Below are 8,962 nucleotides of genomic sequence, written 5' to 3'. Positions count from 1 at the left end.
AAAGGTCTCCGCCTCGGACGGGCCGGTGGCGACACCAAGCACCTGGCGCCGCCCATCGGTGTTGACGCCGACAGCTATTATAGTCGCCACGGACATGATCCGCCCGGCCTCCCGCGCTTTCACGTAGGTCGCATCAATCCAGAGATACGGCCACTCCCCTTCGATGGGTCGGGAGGAAGGCGTTGACCCGCTCGTCGATTCCTCGACTACGCGGCTGACCTGGCTCTTCGAAACACCCGATGCCCCTCCAGCAGCTTTCCATCGCCTTTGGCGACGGAACCTTTGCTGCTTCCGCCCATCGCCTTGACTAGGTCATCGACCGAGCGGGTCGAGACACCGTGGACATAGGCCTCCTGGATCACCGCAGTGAGCGCCTTCTCGGCGGTCCGCCTCGGCTCGAGAAACGAGGGAAAGTAGCTTCCCTTGCGCAATCTGGGAATTTCGAGGTCGATCCGCCCAGCACGAGTATCCCAGCCGCGCTCGCGATAGCCATTACGCTTGACCTTGCCCCCTGAAATACCCTCGTTTTGAAGTTAGGGTCCGTCACACAGGAGACGGATGATGAAGCGATCGAGGTTCACGCAGGAGCAGATCATCGGCGTGCTGAAAGAGCACCAAGCGGGTGCGACGGCAGCGGATTTGTGCCGCAAGCACGGTATTAGCGACGCGACGTTTTACACGTGGCGGTCGAAATACGGCGGTATGGAAGTCTCTGACGCGCGCAAGCTGAAAGGCTTGGAAGAAGAGAACGCCAAGTTGAAGAGGCTGTTGGCGGAATCAATGCAGGACGTATCGACCCTGAGGGAGATGCTGGCAAAAAACTTCTGACGCCTGGTTCGCGGCGTGCTGCCGTGACCTGGGCCATTGAGCAAAAAAATACTCGCAGCGGCATGCATGCAGGCTGGTCGGGGTTGAGCCGAAAACCTACAGGTATGCTTCCAAGCGACCCGGTGACGGTGAGATCCGTTCCAGACTGCGTGCACTGGCGGCTGAACGGCGGCGGTTTGGCTATCGGCGCCTGCACATCCTGTTGGCGAGGGAAGGTATGCTGATCAACCACAAGCGCCTGTTCCGTTTGTATCGCGAGGAACGGTTGGGTGTGCGCAAGCGGGGCGGCCGGAAACGAGCGATTGGCACGCGGGCACCGTTGGCGCTGCCGCAGGGGGCGAACCAGCGCTGGTCGCTGGACTTCGTGTCTGATGCATTGTCCAGCGGTCGCCGGTTCCGGGTGCTGGCGGTCGTGGATGACTTCACCCGCGAGTGCCTCGGTCTCGTGGTGGACAATTCGCTGTCCGGTCTGCGGGTTGGCCGCGAACTGGACCGTATCGCCGCACTGCGCGGCTGCTACCCCGCCATGATCGTCAGCGACAACGGCACGGAGCTGACGTCGCACGCGATCCTGCGCTGGCAGGAGGGGCGATCGGTGCTGTGGCACTACATCGCGCCAGGCAAGCCGCAGCAGAACGGCTTTGTGGAAAGCTTCAACGGCTGGTTCAGGGACGAATGCCTGAACGAGCACCTATTCAGCAGCCTGGTAGCAGCACGCCGGATCATCGAAGCATGGAGGGTCGATTACAACACAGAACGCCCACACACGAGCCTGAACGGGCTCACCCCCACGGTCTTTGCAACCCGCCCCAAGCAGGGGCATACGGAGAACGGATTCTGCTTATAAACGAGGGCACGTTCGGGGCAGGGTCACGCTGAACAAGGCGCCCAGCGTCCCGTTCGCCACGGGCAGCACCGGTGCGGACCTCTATTTCCGCTTCCATCAGCCGCTCAGCGGCGAAGGACAGCATGTCACGGACCAATCACCATCGGCCCCCTTCTCGATCAACTCGATTAGCGCCATTCTATCGTCGGTCATCGTCATCTCCGTTCTAGCGTTCAAGTCCGCAACTCGAACTTAAAACGAAGACCGGCGATGGCCACCCTGGATAGGGGCCACGCTGTGGATAAGTGAGCCGCCTACGCCAGACTCTTGGCGGTCGCTCCGGCAACCCACTTACCCACAGCTGCTACACCACCACCTGGGACACGGCCAACGCGACTAAGCTTGGCTTTGGCCATTCAGGCAGCGTAGCAAGCCGCTCCAATTAGGGCGTTGATTAGCTTGCCTCGCCATGTCAACTCGTTCCATTATCAAAGGGCCGGAGCAGGCGTTCCCTATTGAAGGCCACTGTCCTCCCACGCTTTAGCGCCGCATCCTCTTGGACCTTCGTGTCAACCTTCGGTCTCCAGTTCCGGCTTACTCTCCCAAAGGTCTCCTGCATCTTCTGCTTGATTACAGGCCCTTTGACACGAAGCTCCAATTCAGCGTTGTTGCTGGCTACGCCCGTCTAAAGATGAAAGCGGTCCCATCCCAAAGCGAAAACGGCCGGTAAATTGCAAGCGACAAGCCATGTAGGTGCGCCCATCGCTCAGCGTCATGCTGATCAGCCAACGCCGATCTACCATAGGATAAGTTTAGGATGCCGATTGAGCCACACGGCTGCAACGCCGCTCTTGATTGAGCCATGATGGCATCAGCTAAGCCGACTTGGTGGATGTAAGGCATACTATCGACAAACAGTATGAGGTCGAACGGACCACCAGGCACGGCATCACCGGATGTGAGCTCAAACTCCAAGCCAGCGAGGGACCCAGTTCTCCGACGCGCTTCCGATATCATCCCGGGTGACACATCAAGGCCTAGTATACTGTGGCAATGTGGCGCCAGTGCTTCGGCGATGCGCCCAATCCCACAACCAAAGTCAAGCACCTTGGCCTGCTGTGACACCAATCCTTGCTTCAGGAGCCAAGACACGATCTCTGTAGTGGCGTCGTCGAGCATGGCCTTGTTGCCCAAGGAATACAAAGCTACCCCGGCCTCGGCGAGAAGCGGACGGCATTATCGAAGAACGCCGCTATGCCGGCGATCCCGCCGAGATTACTATGGTCGCTGCCAGTTCGTCCGACCTCGCTGGCAAGGCGGTCCAGGGTGGATGCTTGTTCAGCTGTAAGCGCTGCTAACGATTGCCAGGCTGCCGTAGGTGGATCGGGTCGAGCTGCGAAAACCGCAAGTTTTATCTGTGCCGCATCCATACCCTCTAACAACAAACGGGATAGCGCCACCTGGGGTGAAATCTCGCCAGCCAGATAGAGACCAATTGTCGAGTTCACAGCCATCCCAAGTGGCTCAAGGTCGCCGCATCTTCGCTAACAAACCGAGCGCCGATGTCGTTGCGCCATCGAAGTTCTGGAACAATGACGTTCTTTGCTCGGAGACAAGCCGCTGCCTGAGCCGCGGTGACTGTCGCTCCAGTCCCAGTGACAATCATCAGGTGACCGGATCGTCTATGACCCAACAGCTGATTGTTCCCGAGACGCATGTCGACGTAGTGGTAGAACGCTTGCTCTGCGCCCTCTGGCGTTTGATGGAAGAAGATAGGTGCGTCTTCCTCCGCAATTGTGTCGACGGTGTGCGGAAATGGAGGCATTGTCAGCACGATTGCAACTGCCCATCCTGATAATGTTCGGATCCGACCACCGCAACCTGCAACCATGCGAGACAGCAGGTCTCCCCATCCATCCACTTGCATCGCCGCGAGTACGGCAAAGCCGGGATTGCCAAAACGGCAGGTGAACTCTAGGGGGAACGCTCCATCTTCATTGACAATCAAGTTGAGGTTCACATAGCCAACATGCCCAGCCTCCGCTAATTGCGGCCCAACACGGCTAAGTGTGGCGGTGAACAACGCATCGGCGCCCTCATACGAGGCGAGAGTTCCCATTTCACCGGTCATTTCCCCAATGTCGCCGGGAAAAAACCGCTTGTGCTCAAAGTCTATGCACGCGGGCAACAGAAACTGGGTTCCATCAAAGTAAGCACCTATACCAACCTCTACCCCGCGTAGTCTTTGCATCAAGAGCACGGGACCTGCCTCTGAATAGCGGCGCAGGATAAATCGCACGTCGGCCCCAGATGGGTGTTCTCCCACGAAGGTAGAGTGGCTGTTATCATCATACTTCAGGACATAGGCACCCGGATTTCGCTCCAGCCAATCCAAGGCCTCGATCGGCCGATTGAAGGAGTGACTCTCGGCTATGGGCATGCCAACGCCGGCGAGTACCCCCTGACCAAAGGCGCGATCCAGTTCCAGCCGATCGCCCAGCGCGCTACCGCCCACGACCCGATAACCGTCCTTGCGTAGGCCATCTTGAACGCACCCCTGCCCTACTCCCTCGAACAAGATAATGCCTGTGCGGCCGACCCAAGGAAGTTGCGTTTTCCAATCATCGACTGCAGTGATTATACCGCCAAAGGCGCGCTGGCTTGCAGGATCCGATGCGTAGACACGAACCTCATGTCCTTCTCGCATGAGGTTCAGGTAGAGGTCGCCCAGATAGATCCGCAGTCCAACGGCAAGGATCCTCATGGACTCGGATGCCTTACAGCAGCCAGCCGCTGCGCCAGGAGCTCAATGCCACTTGAATTTACGTTCGCGAACGATACCCGCACATGGTCTGGCGAGCCCGCGAAAGCAGGTGCTGGCAGCAGAAGCACGCCGTACTCACGAGCGAGTTGCTCAGTAACTTTCCAAGCAGACGTTCCGCGGAATGGATGTCGAACGTAGGCGAAATAGGCCCCTAGAGAGTCAATCTGCCAATCGGGGATTGTCGCAAAGGCATGCCGCATCGCTAGAGCCCGATATAGCATCTCCTGGCGATTGGCTTCTCGCCACTCTCGGAGCCCGTCAACTGCCCAGGCAAGAGCCACCTGAGCTGGCCGTTGTGGGCAGATGTGCAGGCAGTCGAGCACCTTTACGGCCTGCGGCACCAGGTGAGAAGGCAACGTCAATGCGCCGATACGATGACCTGGAACTGCATAGGACTTTGAGAAGGAATATAGCCGGACGATATCATCCGATGGCTGGATCGCCGAGCTGGACTGAAAGTCTCGGTAGGTCTCGTCGAGCAGCAACGTCGCGCCACGGACACGACAAAGTTCAGCAAACCGCTCGATGGTGGTGGAAGGATAAATGGCGCCGGTTGGGTTGTTTGGAGTGATCAAGACAACAGCCGCCACGCCGTCCATAAGCGCGGCTGCCTCGTCCGGGTCAGGAATGAACCCTGTCGCGGGGGTTGTTGGAAGAGCCCGGGCTTCAAGGCCGAGCATATCACATGTCATTTTGTGATTGTAATACCAGGGTGTTGGCAGAAGCACGGCTGCGCCTCTCGGCACGAGGGTCAGTAGAGCCGCAAAGAAGGCCTGATTACATCCCGCGGTTATGAGAACGCGATCTACACTCGTCCCTGTCTCAACAGCATAGGCTTCGCGCAGCGCGGTGTCTCCGACTATAAAGCCATACTTGGCATTGAGCGGGTCGGCCGCTGCAGCCGCCATTCGACCTAGGAAACCCTCATGTGGCGAGTAGCCAGGAACGGCTTGGCATAAGTCTATCATTGGACCAGCGGCCTGTCGGTAAGTCCGACCCCATGCTTGGACGAGGGGAATAGGCGGACTGTCGGTATTCTCAACGAGAGGGTTCATGATGGTTCCACCTAGCTTGGCAAACAGTCGATATCCAATTGATACTTGGACACTTCCACAAAGCAAACGCGGATACCGGCATTGTAGAACATGATCCGGCTTTATTGCACACGGCCTCGTGTTTTAGCAGCTGTGTTCGGGCCACCCGTTTACGTCTGACATGGCTCCATAGGATTTCGTCAGCGTCCGGGTGTGTATCAGGGGTTGGCTGTCCAGCTAGCCTGCTCGGGCAAATCACTCTATCGAACATCCAAGTCACTCAACTCAATACGATTGATCGTCCCCAAAGCGGGTAAGCTCATTGTAAAAGCATCGAATGTCGTCTATGTTATGGTTGTGAAGCTTATATTGGTCAGGCGGGCACACGCCTCATACGGCGTATTCTTCACGCAGACGTGGAAGCACTTCCGCCTGGAGCGCTTTGAAGGCAGCTCCAATTGCTTGATGCATGTCGAGGTAGCGATACGTCCCTAGTCTGCCGCCAAAAACGACTTTCGCCTCGACAGCGGCGAGGGCCGCATAGCGGCGGTAAATGTCCTTGTTTGCCGCAGTCTCGATGGGGTAGTAAGGCGAATCGGCAGGCCCAGCAAACCTAGATTACTCACGCGCAATAATGGTCCTGTCCTGAGGGTAACGGCGTTCTGGATGGAAGTGTCGGAACTCGTGCACGCGCGTATAAGGAACCTCCAGGTCAGGATGATTCATCACGCTCGTTCCCTGATAGTCGCCAGTCGGAAGACACTCAAACTTTAGATCTAAAGTCCGCCACCCTAACGCTCCAAATCGATAACCGTAGAATTCATCGACAGCTCCGGTATAGATGCACAATGCGGTGGGTGCGATCTGATCCCGGACATCAAAGTAGCCACAGCCAGTCCGGACCTCGATGTTAGGGAGTGCCAACATGCGTTCGAAGATGGTGGTATATCCGTCTACTGGGATGCCCTCGTAAGGGTCGGAGAAGTAGAAGTCGTTGTAGCTGAAACGTACGGGTAATCGAGTAATGATGTCCGGCGGAAGCGTACGGAGCTCTGTCTCCCACTGCTTTTGCGTATATCCAGCGATAAAAGCCTCAAAGAGTGGTCGACCGATGAGCGATATGGCTTTGTCTTCGAGGTTCTCCACGTTTGCAACACGGTCGCGGGCAATCTCAGCATGTATGAACGTTTCGGCTTCCTCAGGCGTGAAGTCACGTCCATAGAACGAGTTTATCGTCATGAGATTTATCGGCATGGTGAACGTGCGGGCGCCATGACGGCTAAAAACACGATGTCGGTAGTTGTTGAACGCACTGAACCGGTTGACGAAGTCCCAAACCGACTTGTTAGCGGTATGGAAAATATGAGATCCATAGGTGTGGACCTCGATGCCGGTCTCGGGATCAACCCGGGAGTGAGAGTTGCCTCCGATATGATCGCGCTTCTCCAGCACAAGTACGTTAACGCCGTGGTCCCGAGCTAGCAGGTGCGCGATGGTGCTTCCAAAGAACCCAGAACCAACTACAACCACTGGAAAGTCGCCGATACTCATGCAGCTATGTCGTCGTCATCGACTGGTATGTGCTGTCTCTCTCCGAGACCAAGATAGCGCTGCCAGAATGAGCGCGAGACAAGCTCAGGGAAGCTTGCCTGCCACAACCGAGCAGTCTCGGGGCCTCGGCGGTAGAGCTGCCATAGGACCCGGACACCGTCGAACGCAAGCTCTCGGAAGTTTTCACGTGATCGCTTGAATACCGGTAGGTCGTAGTCCCACAAAGTATCGACAGCCACATGCTCGACGTCTCTCATCCCCACGAGGGAAAACTGTCCGAGCGGCATGCGGCGTACGGGTGCTTCCCGCGTAGGGCGCATAAACTGTTGCAAGATTAGCCTCGGGAACAAGGCTATGTAGCCTGCCCGACCGCGGGGGAGGCGCCTTTTGGAGGGCGGCTGATCGTAGATGACCCGACCTCGAGGACTGGTGGTCTGGGGATACCGCACGCGATACTGGGTCAACCCGGCGTGAAGTGCCTGTGGCGCTTCATGAAAAAGGCCGGGCCCCTTGAGGTAATCGGCGATACCGCGGATCACAAGCGCCGCGCTATAATAGCGGAATGTCAGAAGATGCACGAGGAGGTGTCGCATCATCCGGCGAAAAACCGGTAGCCGTCCTGACGGCTGGTGGAGCGACGCCGAGACGAGAATATTTCGGGTTTCGTAATACAGCTGCCAGCTACCAAGCTTGAGATAGAATGGCTCGTGCCATACTGCGATACCAGGTATGGAAACCGTCTCAATTCCCTGCTGATGTAGCCGAAGGCCGAATTCTACGTCATCGCCCCGTATAAAACATGGTAGCGGAAGTCCAACCTTGCGGACGAGAGCAAGTGGGAATCCGCAACACCACCATCCATTGTAATGTAGTGGCGTAGGTTGGCTCAGCACCTCCAGGTTTGTTGGATCGCCAACGTCACATGATGTGTGATTTGGCTGGAATGCCCAATGACGTTCGGAGATTGTTGCTCCCGCCTCGAAGAGCCGCGTCGGTTAAGCGCCATCCAACATCTGGCCACCAATTACAATGTCCGTCTTGGCAAGGTCAAAAAACGATACCATGCGGAAGAGGCTGTCAGGTTCGACCTCGATATCATCGTCGAGGAACACGGTGTGGGTTATGGTAGGATTGTCAAGGGCCTCAATCAGCCCGCGTGTGAAGCCACCAGCGCCGCCAAAATTAGCTTGGACAATGATCTCAAGCTTTTCGCCATACCGCTGGCGCAGGGCCGAAAACTCAGAGGATAACAAGGGTTCTCCCTGATTGACGAGGTAGATGCGCGAGAGCCTTCGAACCAGGGCGGCATCAGATGCAATGGACTGGAGTACACACGTAATCTCGTGTTCGCGGTTGAATGTGCAGAACACGAGGGCGACACCGGCCGCAGGGACGCTCGCATCAACGAACCAGCAGGTGGCTTTCCAGATTACCGGCCGGTCAACGGGTGTCACCTCGAGCGATAGAACTCCATATTGGCGGAAATTCTTTGCGTGATCTGGAAAGAGAAGGTCCGCGGTGCCGGTCGTGCAGATCACGTCGGCAACTAGAACCCGCTCATCAAACACCCTGCGATATACCCGCAAATGACAGTTTCCATCTACATGCACTCACAGCTTTAGAATGCCTGCAGTAGTATGTTGCCGCCACGAGCGCTCGAATAGACTATTGAAGTAGGTGTCAAAGCTCAACGTCGTCTGACAGGGAACGAGAAGACTACCGTCCAATTGCTGCTGGACCCGTGCAGCTGTATGGGGGTTGACTTCATCTCGCCAGTAGAGAGCACGACGATCGACCGGCCGATCTACAACAAAGCGTTGAAGAATGAGCTCGCGAGGAACCCGACCGGCAGCTTCGTTCTCGACGGCAGGGATCAACTAATGCATTCCATGGGTCTCC

Annotated in this window: 6 protein-coding genes and 4 pseudogenes; 1 reads left to right on the top strand and 9 read right to left on the bottom strand. The window is 56.9% G+C overall.

From position 1 onward, the window contains the following. Positions 1 to 503: pseudogene (locus GSQ76_RS24035) on the bottom strand (transposase); the annotation flags it as partial. Positions 504 to 561: 58 nt separating this feature from the next. Between GSQ76_RS24035 and GSQ76_RS24030 the strand changes: the two are divergent. Then, positions 562 to 1,675, top strand: a pseudogene (locus tag GSQ76_RS24030) (IS3 family transposase). A 22-nt stretch (positions 1,676 to 1,697) separates the two neighbouring features. On the opposite strand, the pseudogene GSQ76_RS32120 reads toward GSQ76_RS24030, so the two are convergent. The 8 genes and pseudogenes from GSQ76_RS32120 to GSQ76_RS32875 all read right to left on the bottom strand — a co-directional run. Then, a pseudogene (locus tag GSQ76_RS32120) lies at positions 1,698 to 1,867 on the bottom strand (IS256 family transposase); the annotation flags it as partial. A 462-nt stretch (positions 1,868 to 2,329) separates the two neighbouring features. Then, positions 2,330 to 2,833, bottom strand: coding sequence for a class I SAM-dependent methyltransferase (locus tag GSQ76_RS32880; protein WP_158746645.1), 504 nt, complete (start codon positions 2,831 to 2,833; stop codon positions 2,330 to 2,332). 26 nt (positions 2,834 to 2,859) lie between these two features. Next, positions 2,860 to 3,168, bottom strand: coding sequence for a hypothetical protein (locus GSQ76_RS31390; RefSeq protein WP_216851268.1), 309 nt, complete (start codon positions 3,166 to 3,168; stop codon positions 2,860 to 2,862). After that, positions 3,159 to 4,418: a phosphoribosylamine--glycine ligase gene (locus GSQ76_RS24015; RefSeq protein WP_158746644.1), complete on the bottom strand. Its 1,260-nt coding sequence runs from the start codon at positions 4,416 to 4,418 to the stop codon at positions 3,159 to 3,161. The genes GSQ76_RS31390 and GSQ76_RS24015 overlap by 10 nt, the downstream gene beginning before the upstream one ends. Then, on the bottom strand, positions 4,415 to 5,533 hold the full coding sequence (locus GSQ76_RS24010) for an aminotransferase (RefSeq protein ID WP_158746643.1): 1,119 nt from the start codon (positions 5,531 to 5,533) through the stop codon (positions 4,415 to 4,417). The genes GSQ76_RS24015 and GSQ76_RS24010 overlap by 4 nt, the downstream gene beginning before the upstream one ends. Before the next feature lie 369 nt (positions 5,534 to 5,902). After that, a pseudogene (gene glf, locus GSQ76_RS24005) lies at positions 5,903 to 7,063 on the bottom strand (UDP-galactopyranose mutase). A gap of 995 nt (positions 7,064 to 8,058) precedes the next feature. After that, complete coding sequence (locus tag GSQ76_RS23995; protein WP_216851266.1) at positions 8,059 to 8,649, bottom strand: glycosyltransferase family 2 protein; 591 nt, start codon at positions 8,647 to 8,649, stop codon at positions 8,059 to 8,061. 24 nt (positions 8,650 to 8,673) lie between these two features. Further along, complete coding sequence (locus GSQ76_RS32875) at positions 8,674 to 8,940, bottom strand: hypothetical protein (protein WP_158746640.1); 267 nt, start codon at positions 8,938 to 8,940, stop codon at positions 8,674 to 8,676. Positions 8,941 to 8,962: the final 22 nt, after the last annotated feature.

It is taken from the genome of Acidisphaera sp. L21, assembly GCF_009765685.1.
Classification (GTDB): domain Bacteria; phylum Pseudomonadota; class Alphaproteobacteria; order Acetobacterales; family Acetobacteraceae; genus LMUY01.
Note: the sequence above shows the minus strand (reverse complement) of the source record. Positions and strands in the feature narration are given on the sequence as shown.